A 13,696-nucleotide genomic window follows, 5' to 3' on the forward strand; every position below is an offset into this window, starting at 1 on the left:
GCCCCGTTTTCCACAACAACAGGAGACAAGACATGCAACGCAGAACCCTGCTGCGCGCCAGCGCCGCCTTCGGTGGCCTGGCCACCACCGGCCTGCCCGCGTTCGCCCAGGCCCCGGCCGCCAACGCCACGCTGTGGTCGGGCTTTCCGGTCGGCGGCGGCCTGGGCGACCAGGTCGCGCGCCCGCTGATCGACCAGCTGCGCGGCAAGTACCCGCAACCCATCATCTACGACAGCAAACCCGGCGCGGGCGGCCGCATCGCGGCCGAGTTCGTCAAGCGCTCGGCGCCCGACGGCAACACCCTGTTCGGCTGCCCGAGCTCGGTCATGACGCTGCACCCGCACGTGTTCAAGAAGCTGCCCTACGACACGCTGGCCGACTTCACGCCCATCGCCGGGCTGTGCACCTACACCGCCGTCTTCACCGCCGGCCCGGGCCTGCCGGCCGAGATCCGCAGCGTGGCCGACTACCTGAAGTGGGCCAAGGCCAACCCGGCCCAGGCCAACTACGGCGTGCCGGCCACCGGCTCCTCGCTGCACCTGGCCGGCGCCATGCTGGGCAAGCAGTCGGGCGTGGACATGCAGGCCGTGCCCTACAAGGGCGGCGCGCCGCTGCTCACCGACCTGCGCGGCGGCCAGATCCCGGTCAGCTTCAACGTGGTCAGCGAGGTGCTGCCGCACATCCGCGCGGGCAGCCTGCGCGCGCTCGCGGTCTCGGCGCCCACGCGCTGGAAGGCCCTGCCCGACACGCCCACGCTGACCGAGCTCGGCTACAAGGACGTGGCCTTCGTCGACTGGCTCGGCTGGTACGGCCCGGCGGGCATGGAGCGGGCCAAGGTGGCCGCGCTCAACACCGCCGTGAACGACGCGCTGGCCTCGGCCGCGATGAAGGACGTGATCGACAAGAACGGCCTGGAGGTCATGCGCGTCACGCCCGAGGGCCTGGCCAAGGCCATCCGCGAGAACCACGCGTTCTGGGCCCACGTGGTCAAGGTCACCGGCTTCAAGCCCGAAGACTGAGCGTGGCAAGATCGCGCGCCCCTTTTTTCCCTTTCCGAACCGCCACCCCACCATGAGCCTCACCCTCGATCAAGCCCGGCAGATCCTCGACGCCGCCCTCGCCACCTCCAAGGAGAAGGCCTACGCGCCGATCGCCATCGCCGTGCTCGACGCCGCCGGCCACCTCAAGGCCTTCGTCAGCGAAGACGGCGCCAGCATGTTCCGCTTCGACATCGCCCAGGCCAAAGCCTGGGGCGCGGTCGGCATGGGCGTGTCCAGCCGCACGCTGAGCGAGCGCGCCAAGGGCAACCCCAACTTCTTCGTCTCGCTCGCGGCCACGGCCGAGGGCAAGTTCCTGCCGCAGACCGGCGCCGTGGTGATCAAGGATCCGCAGGGCCGGCTGCTCGGCGCGGTGGGCGCCAGCGGCGGCACCGGCGATGAAGACGAGCTGATCTGCCTGGCCGGCGTGGCCGCCGCCGGGCTGCAGGCCGGCTGATTCAGGCCTTCGGCAGGCCGCGCAACAAGACGTCGCAGAAGAACTCGGCCGGCGGCGAGAGCGGCAGGTCGGGCCGCCGCACCAGCACGATCGCCGGCGCCGGCAGCCGCTCGCGCACCGGGATCACCTCCAGCAGGTCGCGCGTCATCGCGAAGTCCATCCACTGCCGGGGCAGCATGGCCAGCAGGTCGGTCTGCACCAGCGCCACCTGCACCGACAGCGCCGAATGCGCGCTCAGCATCACGCGCGGCGCGGGCTGGCCGTGCGTGGCGAACAAGCGTGCCAGGTCTTCCTCGGCGTTGTAGTCGATGGTGGTGCTGGCCCAGTCGGCCCCGGCCAATGACTTCAGGCTGCGCACGCGCGCCAGCGGGTGGCCCTTGCGGCACACCACCACGCGGGTGTTGTCGCACAGGTGCTGCATGCGCAAGACCCGGCGCGGTCTTCTGCCAGGGCGCCGCGCCGAGGTAGAAGTCCAGGCTGCCGTCGCGCAATGCGCCCTCCACCGCGGGCATCAGGCTTTCCGTGAGGTTGAGTTTGACCTTGGGGTAGGTCTTGCGGAACACCGACAGGGCATCGGGCAGCATGCCCAGGTGCGGCATGATGGACAGCGCCACCGACACCGTGCCTTCGTAGCCCGGCCCGGGGTGCTGCACCTCCTCGCGCGCGCGGCGCGCTTCGCTGGAGATCACGCAGGCCCGTCGGTGAAAGCGCACGCCTTCGGCCGTCAGCACCATGCCCGTGGTCTGCCGCGCGAACAGGCTCACCCCCAGCTCCCGCTCCAGCGCGCGCACGCTGCGCGTGAGCGCGGGCTGGGGCATGTCCAGCCGCCGCGCGGCCGAGCGCAGGCTGCCGTGTTCGACGATGGCCATCAGGTGCTGCAGCTGATCGAGTTTCATGCGCAGGTGTGTCTCCAGGGGGATGCGATTTTCGTATCGCTTTCGCAATCACGCCATCTTATTGGAATCCTCGTGTTTGCCTAGAGTCCGCCTCAGCCCCACCGAGCGGGGACACCAAGACCAACGATCCGGAGACACGACATGACCTGCCTTTCCAAACGCCATGCCCTGCATGCGGCTTTCCTGCTGCTCATGCTGGGCAGCACCACCGCCATGGCCCAGGCCTGGCCCCACAAACCGGTGCGCATGATCGTGCCGGTGGGCGCCGGCTCCGCACCCGACGTGATCGCGCGCATCGTGGGCGACAAGCTCGCCGCCGCCTGGGGCCAGGGCGTGGTGGTGGACAACCGGCCCGGCGCCGGCGGCATTCCCGGCATGTCGGCGCTGGCCCGCTCGGCGCCCGATGGCTACGCCATCGGCTTCGTGCCGGCGGCCATGGGCACCATCACGCCGCTGGTGTTCAAGAACCCGCAGTTCAACCCCGACACCGACCTCACCCCGGCCGCGACGGTGGGCATCAGCCCGCTGATGCTGGTGGTGCCGGCCGCCAGCGACATCCGCTCGGTGAGCGACCTCGCGAAACACGCCAAGGCCCAGCCCGGCAAGGTGAACTTCGCCGCGCCGCAACTCAACTCGCTGCCGCACCTGGCCGGCGAGATGGTCAGCAAGGCCGGCGGCATGGGCATGTTCACCGTGCCCTACCGCACCCCGCCGGAGGCCGTGGCCGCCGTGCTCGCGGGCGACGCGCTGCTCACCGTGGACGGCGTGCCGGGCCTGCTGCCGCATGTGAAGTCCGGCCGCCTGCGCGCGGTGGGCGTCACCTCGGCCAAGCGCCTGCCGGGCATCGACGCCCCCGCCGTCGCGGAGACCTACGCCGGCTACGAGGCCATCGGCTGGTTCCAGATCATCGTGCCCGCCGGCACGCCGGCCGCCATCGTCGAGCGCATCAACGCCGACGTGAACCGCATCACCGCCTCGCCCGAGGTCACCGCGCGCCTGGGCGAGCTGGGCGTGTACCCGCGCCAGGACAGCGTGGTCGGCGCGCGCGAGTTCTTCGTGCAGCAGCAGGGCGCGATGAAACACCTGGTGACCGAACTCGGCGTGCAGCCGCAATAAGCCGCCTCAACCCCACCGCCCGAGGGCACCGGTCACGCCGGTGTCCGGGATGAACTCACCCTTTCAACTGGAGAAACCCACCATGACCCCACGCAAAAAAGCCCTCGTGACCGGCGGCGGCACCGGCATCGGCCGCAGCGCCGTGCTGGCCCTCGCCCAGGCCGGTTACGACGTCGCCATCAACTACGCCTCCAGCGCCAAGGCCGCGCAGGCCGTGGCCGCCGAAGCCCAGGCCCTGGGCGCGAAGACCCTGCTGCTGCAATGCGACGTGAGCGACGACGCGGCCGTGCGCCAGATGCTGGCCCAGGTGGGCGAGGCCTTCGGCCACCTGGATGCGCTGGTCAACAACGCCGGCACCACCGCGACCTGGAAGGTGAAAGACCTGGAGAGCCTGAAGATCGACGAATGGGACCGCACCTTCGCGGTCAACGTGCGCGGCAACTTCCAGGTGAGCCGCGCGGCCGTGCCTCTGCTGCGCCAAGGCAAGGCGCAAGGCGGCGAGCCCTGCATCGTCAACACCGCGAGCATCGTGGGCCTGCGCCCCGGCCCGCAGCCCTTGCCCTACGCCGCGAGCAAGGCCGCCGTGGTGAGCCTGACCAAGATGCTGGCCTGGAACCTCGGCCCGGACATCCGCGTGAACGCCGTGGCCCCGGGCTGGATGGAAGGCGACTGGATGGAGCGCATGTTGGGCGACAAGTACGACGCCCTCATGGGCGCGCGCGCCAAGGCCACGCCGCTCAAGCGCTGTGTGACCGCCGACGACGTGGCCGAGGTGATGCTCAACCTGATCCAGGGCATGCGCTTCGTGACCGGCGAGGTCGTCGTCATCGACGGCGGCTTCACCAGCTCGACCTGATCGAACCACCCAGGAGACCCACCATGCTTGAAGGATTCGTTCCCTTTCCCCCCGAGTACGCGGCGCGCTACCGCGCCAAGGGCTACTGGCGCGACCAGTCGCTGGCGCAGGAGTTCGACGCCGTGTTCCGCCGCTACGCGGACCGCGTGGCGCTGATCGATGGCGACGTGAGCTTCACCTACGCCGAGCTCGACCGCGCCACCACCAACCTGGCGCTGAACCTGCTCGAACTCGGTCTGAAACCGTTGGACCGCGTCGTGCCCACGTTGCCCAACGTGCACGAGTTCGTGCTGCTGTACTTCGCGCTGCAGAAGATCGGCTGCATCCCGATCGCGGCGCTGGTCACGCACCGCTACGCCGAGATCAGCCAGTTCGTGCAGCTCTCGGGCGCGACCACCTGCGTCTACCCGGACACGGCGGGCGACTTCGCCTTCGCCCCGGTGATCGCCCGCGTGCAGGCGGAAAACCCGTCGCTGAAATTCCGCCTCGTGCTCGGCGAGGCCGGCCCGGGCGAGGTCTCGCTGCGCGAGCTGATCAACAAGCCCGCCACGCTGCCGGCCTCGCGCCTGGCCGAGATCCGCATCGACCCGACCGACCCCTGCATCTTCCAGCTCTCGGGTGGCACCACCGGCATCCCCAAGCTGATCCCGCGCACCAACAACGACTACGCCTACAACTCCAAGGTGGCCGCCGAGGTCACGGAGATCGACGCCGAGTCGGTGCTGCTGCTGGTGCTGCCGATCGCGCACAACCTGCCGCTGGCCTGCCCAGGCATCCAGGGCTTCCTGTTCCGGGGCGCCAAGGTGGTGCTGCACGCCAACACCCGGCCGAGCGAGATGTTCGCGCTGATCGAGAAGCACAAGGTGACGCACCTGAAGGTGGTGCCCGCGCTGCTGATCCGCCTGATCAACGACGACGCGGCCGAGGCCTTCGACCTCTCCAGCCTCAAGCTGATCCAGAGCGGCGGGCAGCGCATGCAGCCCGAGGTGCGCGCGAAGACGCGCGCGCTGATCCCCGGTGTGTTCGTGCAGGAGAACTTCGGCATGTCCGAAGGCACGCTGATGTTCGTGCGCGCCGGCGACCCGGAAGAGGTCAAGCTCGAGACCTGCGGCCGCCCGGTGTGCGACGACGACGAGGTGCTGCTGCTCGACGAAGAAGGCCGCGTGGTGCCCGACGGCGAGGTGGGCGAATTCACCGTGCGCGGCCCCTACACGCTGCGCGGCTACTTCGGCGTGCCCGAGTACAACGCGCGCCAGTTCACGCCCGACGGCTTCTACCGCTCGGGCGACCTGATGCGCAAGCACCCCTCGGGCAACTACATCGTGGAGGGGCGCAAGAAGGACCTGATCAACCGGGGCGGCGAAAAGATCAGCGCCGAAGAGGTGGAGAACCTGATCCTGATGCACCCCGCCGTGCAGAACGTGGCCTGCGTGCCCATGCCCGACGCGGCCCTGGGCGAAAAGATGTGCGCCTTCGTGATCCTCAAACAGGGTCAGTCGCTGCACCTGAAGGAACTCGTGGGCTTCCTGCTCACCAAGGAAATCGCCAAGTTCAAGCTGCCCGAGCGCCTGGAGGTGCTGCCGGATTTCCCGGTCTCCACCTTCGGCAAGGTCTCCAAGAAGGCCCTGGGCGAACTGATCGCGCACAAGCACGCGGAAGAAGAGGCCGCGCGCCGCGTGCCCCACTGAACACCGAAAGAAAAGAGCCACCATGCGAATCATCGACCTGCACTGCTACCCCGGCACCCCGACCTGGATCGAGTCCCAGGGACCCTACCCCGCCGAACTGGCCCGCTACTGGAAACGGGACTGGGTCGGCAAGACCGAAGACGAGGTGATCGCCGAGTTCACCGGTGCCGGCGTCGAGGCCTGCCTCGTCGCGCTGGACCTGGAGACCACGGTCGCCGCGCCGCCCTGCACCAACGAATACGTGCACGGCATGTGGAAGCGCCACCCGAAGCGGGTCATCCAATGCTGGGGCGCGGTGGAGCCGGCCAAGGGAGAGATCGCGATGATCCAGGCCCGCAAGGCGATCCGCGAGCTGGGCTTCATCGGCTTTCACTTCCATCCCATCATGCAGCACTTCGCCGTGAGCGACCGGCGCTACTACCCGCTGTTCGAGGAGATCAACGCCATGGGCGCGGCGGTGATGATCGACGTGGGCACCACCGGCATGGGCGCCGGCATGCCGGGTGGCAACGGCGCGCTGGTGCGCCACGCCCACCCCAAGCACATCGACCAGCTGGCCGCCGACTTCCCGAACCTGAAGATCATCATGGCCCACCCCGGCTGGCCCTGGGTGGAGGAGACCACCGCCGTGGCGCTGCACAAGGGCAACGTGTACTGGGAGATGTCGGGCTGGGCGCCCAAGCACTTCCCGGGCAACCTGAAGGTGGACATCCGCGGCCGGCTGCAGGACAAGATCATGTTCGGCAGCGACTACCCCAGCCTGCCCTACGAGCGCATCCTGCGCGAGTGGGACGAGCTGGGCTACAAGCCCGAGGTGATGGAAAAGATCATGCACGGCAATGCCGAAAGGGTGCTGGGCCTGTGAACATGGATGCCTATCTTTGCGACGGCGTGCGAACGCCGATCGGCCGCTACGGCGGCGCGCTCTCGGGCATCCGCACCGACGATCTCGGAGCCCTGCCCCTGCAGGCCCTGCTGGCGCGCCACCCTTCGCTGGACCCGGCGCTGATCGACGAGCTGATCTACGGTTGCGTCAACCAGGCCGGCGAAGACAACCGCAACGTGGCGCGCATGAGCGCGCTGCTCGCGGGCCTGCCGGTGGAGGTGCCGGCGGTCACGGTCAACCGGCTGTGCGGCTCGGGCCTCGAAGCCGTGGCGCAGGCGGCGCGCGCGCTGCACGCGGGCCAGGCGCGGATCGCCGTCGCCGGCGGCGTGGAAAGCATGAGCCGCGCGCCGCTGGTGATGCCCAAGCCCACGGCCGCGTTCTCGCGCCACGCCGAGGTGCACGACTCCACCATCGGCTGGCGCTTCGTGAACCCGCGCATGGAGGCGCTGCACGGCGTGGACAGCATGGGCGAGACGGCCGAGAACGTGGCCCGGGAACACCGCATCTCGCGCGCCGACCAGGACGCCTTCGCGCTGCGCAGCCAGCAGCGCGCCGCGGCGGCCCAACAATCGGGTGTGCTCGCACAGGAGATCGTGCCGGTGTCGGTGCCCGGCCGCAAAGGTGCGGCCACGCGGGTGAGCGTGGACGAGCACCCGCGCGCCGACACCACGGCCGACAGCCTGGCCGCGCTCAAGCCCGCGTTCCGCCAGGGCGGCACCGTCACCGCCGGCAACGCCTCGGGCGTGAACGACGGCGCGGCCGCGCTGCTGATGGCCAGCGAGGCGGCGGCGCAGCGCCACGGCCTGCGGCCGCTCGCGCGCATCGTCGGTTGCGCGAGCGCCGGCATCGCGCCGCGCGTGATGGGCTTCGGCCCCGTGCCCGCGGTGCACAAGCTGCTGGCGCAGACCGGCCTGCGGATGCGCGATTTCGACGTGATCGAACTCAACGAGGCCTTCGCGGCCCAGGGCCTGGCCGTCACGCGCGCGCTCGGCCTGCCCGACGACGCACCGCACGTGAACCCGAACGGCGGCGCCATCGCCTTCGGCCACCCCCTGGGCATGAGCGGCGCGCGCCTGGTGCTCACCGCGGCGCGGCAGCTGCAGCGCAGCGGCGGGCGCTATGGCCTGGTGACCATGTGCGTGGGCGTGGGCCAGGGCGTCGCCATGGCGATCGAACGCATGGGAGACACCGCATGAACGAACCCGCCATCCTCATCGAACGGCGCGGCCCCATCGCCCTGCTCACCCTCAACCGGCCGGACACCCGCAACGCCCTGAGCGGCGAAGCCATGTTCGCGGCGTTCGAGCAGACCTTCGCAGCCTTGAACGCCGACCTGGGCGTGCGCGTGGCGATCCTCACCGGTGCGGGCACGGCCTTCTGCTCGGGCGGCAACGTGGCCGAGATGCGCGACCGCACCGGCATGTTCGCCGGCTCGCCCGAGCAGATCGCCCAGGGCTACCGCGAAGGCATCCAGCGCATCCCGCGCGCCTTCGAGGCGCTGCAGGTGCCCATCATCGCGGCGGTCAACGGCCCGGCCATCGGCGCCGGCAACGACCTGGCCTGCATGTGCGACCTGCGCATCGCATCGACCAGCGCGCGCTTCGCCGAGAGTTTCGTCAAGGTCGGCATCGTGCCGGGCGACGGCGGCTGCTGGCTGCTGCCGCGCGTGATCGGTCACGCGCGCGCGGCCGAGATGGCCCTCACGGGTGACACCATCGACGCCGAAGAGGCCTTGCGCTTCGGCCTGGTCTCGCGCGTGGTCGCGCCCGAGGCGCTGCTCGACGAGGCGTTCCGCCTGGCCGGGCGCATCGCGGCCAACCCGCCGCAGGTGCTGCGCTGGACGCGCCAGCTGCTGCAGCAGGCCCGCACCGGCACGCTGGACGAAGCGCTGATCGCCGCCGGCCGCCTGCAAGGCCTGGCCCACCACACGGCCGACCACGCCGAGGCGGTGGCCGCGTTTTTCGAGAAGCGCGCGCCCACGTTCACAGGTGGTGCGGCATGAGCGAGCCCATCCTGCTGGAAGAACGGCCCTTCGAGGGCGTGGCCCTGCTGCGCCTGAACCGCCCCGAGGTGTTCAACGCGCTCAACCTGGCCTTGCGCCACGCGCTGGCCGAGGCCTTTCGCCGGCTGGACGCCGACCCCTCGGTGCGCGTGCTGGTGCTGGCCGGCGGCCCGCGCGCCTTCTGCGCGGGCGCCGACCTCAACGAATACGTGGACGCCACGCCCATGGACCTGCTGGCGCGCCGGCACGACCTGCTCTGGGGCCCCATCGCCGCCTGCCGCAAACCGGTGATCGCGGCGGTGCGCGGCCACGCGCTGGGCGGCGGCTGCGAACTGGCCCTGCACGCCGACCTGATCCTGGCCGGGCGCAGCGCGCGCTTCGGTCAGCCCGAGGTGAAGGTGGGCATCATGCCCGGCGGCGGCGCCACCCAGCGGCTGACGCGCGCGCTGGGCAAGTTCGGCGCGATGAAGCTGCTGCTGCTCGGCGAGCCGATCACCGCGGAGGCCGCCCTGCACGGCGGCCTGGTGGCCGAGGTGCTCGACGACGACGCCGTGGACGCCACCGCCCTGGCGCTGGCGCAGCAGCTGGGCGAGCTGCCGGCGGTGGCGCTGCGCCTGATCAAGGAGTCGGTGCTGATGGCGATGGAGACGCCGCTGTCGGCCGGCCTGGAGTACGAGCGCAACGCCTTCCAGACCGCCTTCGCCAGCCCCGACAAGCACGAGGGCATGCGCGCCCGGCTGGACAAGCGGCCCGCGCGGTTTTCCCGCTAGGGCCGCAGCCCCTCGTTCGCCTCGCGCCGGTTCACCTCGTGGAACAGGCCGCGCAGCCAGCGATTCGCCGGGTCGTGCTGCATGCGGCGGTGCCAGAACTGCTGCACGTCGATCACCGGCACCGCGAAGGGCAAGGCGATGCGGCGGATCGCGATGTGGCGCTCCATCACGGTCGCGATGTCCTCCGGCACCGTGGCCGACCAGGTCGGTGCCGGGCAGCAGCGAGAGCAGGCTCATGAAGTGCGACAGCTCCAGCGTCACGTGGCGCTGCCAGCCCTTGTCGTCGAGGTAACGGTCCAGCAGGTGCTCGCGCCCGTCGGGCCGCACCACCACGTGCCGCGCCGCCAGGTACTGCCGCTGCGTCATGCGCTCCACCGCCGGCCCGGCGTGCGCGCAGGTCACACACGCGTAGGAGGTCTTGAACAGCGCCTGCTGGAAGAAGCCGGCCTTGTGCAGATCGGGGAAAAAGCCCACGGCCAGGTCGCCCTCGCCCGACTCCAGCGCCTCGGCGGCGGCGAAGCGCGTGCGCGCCGTGGCCCGCAGGCGCACCTGCGGCGCCTCCTGCCGCAGGCGGCGCAGCACGCCGGGCAGGAAGGCCACTTCGCCGATGTCGGGCGTGAGGATGGTGAAGGTGCGCTCGGCCCGCGCGGGGTCGAAGCTGGCCTTCTGCAGGATCTCGGCGTTGATCGCCTCCACCACCCGGTGCACCGCGGGCGCGAGCTCCATGGCGCGCGGCGTGGGCTTCATCTGCGCGCCGGCGCGCACGAACAGCGCGTCGTCGAACACGGTGCGCAGCCGCGCCAGCGCCGCGCTGGTGGCCGGCTGGCTCAGGCCCAGGGCTTCGCCCGCGCGGCCCACGCTGCAATGCCGGGCCATGGCGTCGAACACCACGAGCAGGTTCAGGTCCACGGTTCGAATATCCATGGCATGGATTCTATGAATCCATGGAGGCATCTGGTCATCCATGGCGTTGATCCCTAGCATCCGCTGCGGATTCATCCCAACACCATCGGCACCGCACGCACGGCGCCCAGGAGACAAGACCATGAAACGCAGAGACTTCGCGGGAGCCGCACTCCTCTTGCCGCTGGCCGGCGCCTTGCACGCCCAGGCCCCGGCCTGGCCGCAGCGGCCGGTGAGATTCATCCTGTCGCAGCCGGCCGGCGCCGGCCCCGACATCCTGGCGCGCTACATCGGCGAGCAGCTCGCCCGCCTGTGGAACCAGGGCGTGGTGGTGGAGAACCGCCCGGGCGGCCAGAACGTGATCGGCGCGCAGGCCGCCGCGCGCTCGGCCGCCGACGGCTACACCTTCTACTACGCCACCACGGCCGCGATGGTGACCAACGCCTTCACCTTCAAGGCCCTGCCCTACGACCCGGTGAAGGACTTCGCGCCGGTGCGCCTGGTGGGCCGCAGCCCCTTCGTGATCGCCACCAGCAGCGCAGCGCCGTTCAAGGACCTGGCCCAGGCCCTGGCCGCCGCCAAGGCGCAGCCGGGCGCCGTCACCATCGGCACCGAAGGGCCCAAGACCTTCTCCGGCATGCTGGCCGACAGCGTGGCCGTCAAGGGCGGTGTGAAGCTCAACCACGTGTCGTACACCAAGGGACCGGAAGCGATCCAGGACCTGATCGGCGGCCGCATCCAGCTGGTGTGCCTGCCCGACGCGGCGCTCACCGCCTTCATCAAGAGCGGCGCAATTGCGCGCGCTGGCGATCAGCACCGCGCAGCGCCAGCCCGACATGCCCAATGTGCCGGCGCTCGCCGAAACCTTCCCCGGTTTCGAGTACACCGGCTGGAACGGCCTCTTCGCGCCCGCCGGCACGCCGGCCGACGTGGTGGCCCGCGTGAACCGCGACCTGGAGACCGTGCTGCGCCAGCCCGAGGTGGCGCAGCGCCTGCAGACGCTGGGCTCGCTGGCCGAACCGAAGATGTCGGTGCCCGAGTTCGAGGCCTTCATGCGCGGCGAGCACGAGCGCTGGCGCGAGGTGATCAAGTCCCTCGGCATCACGGCGGAGTGAACGGAATGAGCGGCGTGGCGGCACGGGCTTCCTGCACCTGCGGCGGCATCGACGTGCATGCGCACGTCGTGCCCGAGAACTTCCCGGCCTACATCGGCCGCAGCATGCCGGCCGACTGGCCGTCGATGGCGCCGGCGCAGCCCTGCCACCGCCACGTGATGATCGCGGGCAAGAACTACCGCACCGTCGCCGACAAGTGCTGGGACGTGCCCAAGCGCCTGCAGGACCTGCCCGGCATGGGCCTGGCCCTGCAGGTGATGTCGCCCATGCCCGAGCTGCTGTCGTACTGGATGCCGGCGGCCGATGCGCAGCAGCTGCTGCGTTTCCTCAACGACCAGATCGCCGCCATGGTGGACGCCGGCGGCGGCCAGCTGGCCGGCCTGGGCGCGGTGCCGCTGCAGGACGTGGACCTCGCCATCCGCGAGCTGGAATACGCGGTGAAGACGCTGGGCTTCGCGGGCGTGGAGGTGGGCAGCAACATCAACGGCGTGCCGATCGGTGCACCGGTGTTCGACCCCTTCTTCGAGGCCTGCGAGGCACTGGGCGCGGCGGTGTTCGTGCACGCCATCCGCCCCGCCGGCATGGAGCGCCTGGTGGGCCCCGCGCCCCTGCAGCAGGTGATCGCCTACCCCGGCGACGTGGGCCTGGCCGCCGCCTCGGTGATCACCGGCAACCTGCTGGTGCGCCGGCCGAAGCTGCGCATTGCGTTCAGCCACGGCGGCGGCACGCTGGCTTCGCTGCTGCCGCGCCTGCAGCAGGGCTGGGGCGTGTTCCCGGCGCTGCGCGACAGCGTGCTCGAAGCCCCGGCCAAGCAGGCGCGCCGCCTGTTCTACGACACCCTGGTGTTCGACACGCCCACGCTGCGCCACCTGGTGGCCAGCTTCGGCGACACGCAGCTGATGGTGGGCACCGACCACCCCTTCAACTTCCACGACCACACGCCGGTGCAGCGCATCGAGGCCGCTGGCTTCGATGCCGACACCACCGCGCGCCTGGTGCACCAGAACGCCGAGCGTTTCCTCGGCCTGCCGCACAAGAAAGTGAGCACCCCATGAGTTCCCCCTGGATCGAGGCCGTGCGCAGCGTGGCCCTGAACGTGCCCGACCTGGCGCAGGCCGAAACCTTCTACACCGAGGTCTGGCGCCTGAGCGTGGCGCACCGCGGCGAGCAGGCGATCTGCCTGCGCGGCACCGGCAGCGACCACCACCTGCTCGCGCTGCACGCGGGCGGCCCGGTGCCGCAGATCCGCCAGGTCACGCTGCGCGCGCGCAGCCTCGACGCGCTGCACGCCGTGGCCGAGGCCGTGCCGCGCGCGGGCGGCACCCTGCTCTCGCCCATCGGCCCGCTGCGCGACGACCCGGCCGGCGGCACCGGCCTCACGCTGCGCGACCCGCACGGCCGCGTGATCCAGGTGGTGCACGGCGATGCGCGCGGCGAAGACACCGGCCCGCAACGCGACCAGCCCGCGCGGCTCACGCACGTGGTGCTCAACAGCCACGCGGTGGACGACACGCAGCGCTTCCTCACCGAGGCCCTGGGCTTCACGCTGGCCGACCGCACCGTGGCCATTGCCTTCATGAACTGCAACCACGACCACCACACGCTCGCGGTGGGCGTGGCCGACAACGACGCGCTCAACCACATCGCCTTTCTGATGCCCGACGCCGACTCGGTGATGCGCGGCGGCGGCCGCATGAAGGACGCCGGCCACCCCATCGAATGGGGCCCCGGCCGCCACGGCCCCGGCAACAACCTCTTCAACTACTTCATCGACCCCTTCGGCATCGTCATCGAGTACACGGCCGAGGTCGAGCAGGTGGACGACAGCTACGTGCCCCGGGGCCCGGCGGAATGGAAATGGCCGCCCGGCCGCGTCGACCAGTGGGGCATTTCGCCGCCGCCCGGCGCCACGCTCAAGGAAGCGCAGCGCCGCGTGCTGTTCGCCCCCATGCCCTGAACCCGTTTTTTTC

13 protein-coding genes and 4 pseudogenes are annotated in these 13,696 nt (G+C 70.7%); 13 read left to right on the forward strand and 4 right to left on the reverse strand.

The window, feature by feature from the left end:
* Positions 1-32 precede the first annotated feature (32 nt).
* Both ACFJI0_RS19200 and ACFJI0_RS19205 read left to right on the forward strand, forming a co-directional pair.
* Positions 33-1,019, forward strand: coding sequence for a Bug family tripartite tricarboxylate transporter substrate binding protein (locus ACFJI0_RS19200; RefSeq protein ID WP_382321907.1), 987 nt, complete (start codon positions 33-35; stop codon positions 1,017-1,019).
* A gap of 52 nt (positions 1,020-1,071) precedes the next feature.
* Positions 1,072-1,494 (forward strand): heme-binding protein, encoded by a 423-nt coding sequence (locus ACFJI0_RS19205; protein ID WP_382321908.1) that lies wholly within the window; start codon positions 1,072-1,074, stop codon positions 1,492-1,494.
* Position 1,495: 1 nt separating this feature from the next.
* Here ACFJI0_RS19205 and ACFJI0_RS19210 read toward each other — a convergent pair whose 3' ends face one another.
* On the reverse strand, positions 1,496-1,915 hold the full coding sequence (locus tag ACFJI0_RS19210) for a LysR substrate-binding domain-containing protein (protein WP_382321909.1): 420 nt from the start codon (positions 1,913-1,915) through the stop codon (positions 1,496-1,498).
* Between the two features lie 64 nt (positions 1,916-1,979).
* A pseudogene (locus ACFJI0_RS19215) lies at positions 1,980-2,390 on the reverse strand (LysR family transcriptional regulator); the annotation flags it as partial.
* A gap of 141 nt (positions 2,391-2,531) precedes the next feature.
* Here ACFJI0_RS19215 and ACFJI0_RS19220 point away from each other — a divergent pair.
* The 7 genes from ACFJI0_RS19220 (at position 2,532) to ACFJI0_RS19250 (ending at position 9,708) form a co-directional block, all read left to right on the forward strand.
* Complete coding sequence (locus ACFJI0_RS19220; protein ID WP_382321910.1) at positions 2,532-3,506, forward strand: Bug family tripartite tricarboxylate transporter substrate binding protein; 975 nt, start codon at positions 2,532-2,534, stop codon at positions 3,504-3,506.
* Positions 3,507-3,588: 82 nt separating this feature from the next.
* A complete protein-coding gene (locus tag ACFJI0_RS19225) occupies positions 3,589-4,362 on the forward strand; it encodes an SDR family NAD(P)-dependent oxidoreductase (RefSeq protein ID WP_382321911.1) in 774 nt (257 codons plus the stop codon).
* Positions 4,363-4,385: 23 nt separating this feature from the next.
* Positions 4,386-6,050 (forward strand): (2,3-dihydroxybenzoyl)adenylate synthase, encoded by a 1,665-nt coding sequence (locus ACFJI0_RS19230; protein ID WP_382321912.1) that lies wholly within the window; start codon positions 4,386-4,388, stop codon positions 6,048-6,050.
* A 22-nt stretch (positions 6,051-6,072) separates the two neighbouring features.
* A complete protein-coding gene (locus ACFJI0_RS19235; protein ID WP_382321913.1) occupies positions 6,073-6,915 on the forward strand; it encodes an amidohydrolase family protein in 843 nt (280 codons plus the stop codon).
* Between the two features lie 2 nt (positions 6,916-6,917).
* On the forward strand, positions 6,918-8,132 hold the full coding sequence (gene pcaF / locus ACFJI0_RS19240) for a 3-oxoadipyl-CoA thiolase (protein WP_382321914.1): 1,215 nt from the start codon (positions 6,918-6,920) through the stop codon (positions 8,130-8,132).
* Positions 8,129-8,938, forward strand: coding sequence for a crotonase/enoyl-CoA hydratase family protein (locus tag ACFJI0_RS19245; protein WP_382321915.1), 810 nt, complete (start codon positions 8,129-8,131; stop codon positions 8,936-8,938). Before pcaF ends, ACFJI0_RS19245 begins: the two co-directional genes overlap by 4 nt.
* Positions 8,935-9,708 carry an enoyl-CoA hydratase-related protein gene (locus ACFJI0_RS19250; protein WP_382321917.1) on the forward strand — a complete coding sequence of 258 codons (774 nt, stop codon included), beginning with the start codon at positions 8,935-8,937 and terminating at the stop codon, positions 9,706-9,708. The genes ACFJI0_RS19245 and ACFJI0_RS19250 overlap by 4 nt, the downstream gene beginning before the upstream one ends.
* Here the strand turns inward: ACFJI0_RS19250 and ACFJI0_RS19255 are convergent.
* Both ACFJI0_RS19255 and ACFJI0_RS19260 read right to left on the reverse strand, forming a co-directional pair.
* A complete protein-coding gene (locus tag ACFJI0_RS19255; RefSeq protein ID WP_382321918.1) occupies positions 9,705-9,899 on the reverse strand; it encodes a hypothetical protein in 195 nt (64 codons plus the stop codon). The two genes, ACFJI0_RS19250 and ACFJI0_RS19255, sit on opposite strands and share 4 nt — an antisense overlap.
* Before the next feature lie 82 nt (positions 9,900-9,981).
* A pseudogene (locus ACFJI0_RS19260) lies at positions 9,982-10,854 on the reverse strand (LysR family transcriptional regulator); the annotation flags it as partial.
* Between ACFJI0_RS19260 and ACFJI0_RS19265 the strand changes: the two are divergent.
* The 4 genes and pseudogenes from ACFJI0_RS19265 to ACFJI0_RS19280 all read left to right on the forward strand — a co-directional run.
* Positions 10,754-11,374, forward strand: a pseudogene (locus ACFJI0_RS19265) (Bug family tripartite tricarboxylate transporter substrate binding protein); the annotation flags it as partial. The pseudogenes ACFJI0_RS19260 and ACFJI0_RS19265 overlap by 101 nt on opposite strands.
* A gap of 73 nt (positions 11,375-11,447) precedes the next feature.
* Complete coding sequence (locus tag ACFJI0_RS19270) at positions 11,448-11,726, forward strand: Bug family tripartite tricarboxylate transporter substrate binding protein (protein ID WP_382325731.1); 279 nt, start codon at positions 11,448-11,450, stop codon at positions 11,724-11,726.
* A 59-nt stretch (positions 11,727-11,785) separates the two neighbouring features.
* Positions 11,786-12,781: pseudogene (locus tag ACFJI0_RS19275) on the forward strand (amidohydrolase family protein); the annotation flags it as partial.
* Positions 12,778-13,683, forward strand: a complete 906-nt coding sequence (locus ACFJI0_RS19280; protein WP_382321919.1) for a VOC family protein — start codon at positions 12,778-12,780, stop codon at positions 13,681-13,683. The pseudogene ACFJI0_RS19275 and the gene ACFJI0_RS19280, both read left to right, overlap by 4 nt.
* Positions 13,684-13,696: the final 13 nt, after the last annotated feature.

This window comes from Hydrogenophaga sp. UC242_53, assembly GCF_042696965.1.
In the GTDB taxonomy this organism is placed as follows: Bacteria; Pseudomonadota; Gammaproteobacteria; order Burkholderiales; family Burkholderiaceae_C; genus Hydrogenophaga.

Bases quoted from the DNA above. Each gene is read 5' to 3' on its own strand.
- ACFJI0_RS19200 (WP_382321907.1), top strand. From the start codon at position 33: ATGCAACGCAGAACCCTGCTGCGCGCCAGCGCCGCCTTCGGTGGCCTG.
- ACFJI0_RS19205 (WP_382321908.1), top strand. From the start codon at position 1,072: ATGAGCCTCACCCTCGATCAAGCCCGGCAGATCCTCGACGCCGCCCTC.
- ACFJI0_RS19210 (WP_382321909.1), bottom strand. From the start codon at position 1,915: ATGCAGCACCTGTGCGACAACACCCGCGTGGTGGTGTGCCGCAAGGGC.
- ACFJI0_RS19220 (WP_382321910.1), top strand. From the start codon at position 2,532: ATGACCTGCCTTTCCAAACGCCATGCCCTGCATGCGGCTTTCCTGCTG.
- ACFJI0_RS19225 (WP_382321911.1), top strand. From the start codon at position 3,589: ATGACCCCACGCAAAAAAGCCCTCGTGACCGGCGGCGGCACCGGCATC.
- ACFJI0_RS19230 (WP_382321912.1), top strand. From the start codon at position 4,386: ATGCTTGAAGGATTCGTTCCCTTTCCCCCCGAGTACGCGGCGCGCTAC.
- ACFJI0_RS19235 (WP_382321913.1), top strand. From the start codon at position 6,073: ATGCGAATCATCGACCTGCACTGCTACCCCGGCACCCCGACCTGGATC.
- pcaF (WP_382321914.1), top strand. From the start codon at position 6,918: ATGGATGCCTATCTTTGCGACGGCGTGCGAACGCCGATCGGCCGCTAC.
- ACFJI0_RS19245 (WP_382321915.1), top strand. From the start codon at position 8,129: ATGAACGAACCCGCCATCCTCATCGAACGGCGCGGCCCCATCGCCCTG.
- ACFJI0_RS19250 (WP_382321917.1), top strand. From the start codon at position 8,935: ATGAGCGAGCCCATCCTGCTGGAAGAACGGCCCTTCGAGGGCGTGGCC.
- ACFJI0_RS19270 (WP_382325731.1), top strand. From the start codon at position 11,448: ATGCCCAATGTGCCGGCGCTCGCCGAAACCTTCCCCGGTTTCGAGTAC.
- ACFJI0_RS19280 (WP_382321919.1), top strand. From the start codon at position 12,778: ATGAGTTCCCCCTGGATCGAGGCCGTGCGCAGCGTGGCCCTGAACGTG.